The following is a 507-nucleotide window of genomic DNA, read 5'->3' as shown; positions in this document are numbered from 1 at the left end:
TTAAGGAAGATCTTTTCCAGAGGCCCAATAGATTTCGTACCATTCTTTTCTAGTCAGTTCAATATCTGCTGCCATGGCTGATTCGATGATGCGGCTAGCCTTGGTCGTGCCGATGACCGCTTGCATGTGAGCTGGATAGCGTAGCACCCAAGCAATAGCCACTGCGGATGCTGATATTTGATATTTGTCGGCCAGTCGGTTTAGGACGGCATTGAGCTTGGGGTATTTATCCGAACCGACAAAAACGCCTTCAAAATAGCCATGTTGGAGGACGGACCAGGCCTGAATCACGACGTCGTTCAGGCGGCAGTATTCGAAAATACTACCATCGCGCATATTTGCGGCGGCTCCCTCCATGTTGACATGGAAGCTAGCTTCAAAAGCAGGTGAGAAAGCTGCGCTTAGTTGGAGCTGATTTGCTACCAAGGGCTGCTTGACCTCTGTTTTTAGTAGCTCCAACATCATAGGATTCTGGTTGGACACTCCAAAATCAAGAACCTTTCCTTG

The 507-nt window shown here is 48.5% G+C and carries 1 protein-coding gene; it reads right to left on the bottom strand.

From position 1 onward, the window contains the following. A partial coding sequence (locus D8792_RS11350; RefSeq protein WP_185758472.1) for an aldo/keto reductase occupies positions 1–507 on the bottom strand: 507 nt, incomplete at its 5' end.

The organism is Streptococcus cristatus (genome assembly GCF_003943505.1).
Taxonomy (GTDB): Bacteria; Bacillota; Bacilli; order Lactobacillales; family Streptococcaceae; genus Streptococcus; species Streptococcus cristatus_E.
The sequence above is the reverse complement of the archived record's forward strand: the minus strand, read 5'-3'. Positions and strand labels throughout refer to the sequence as shown.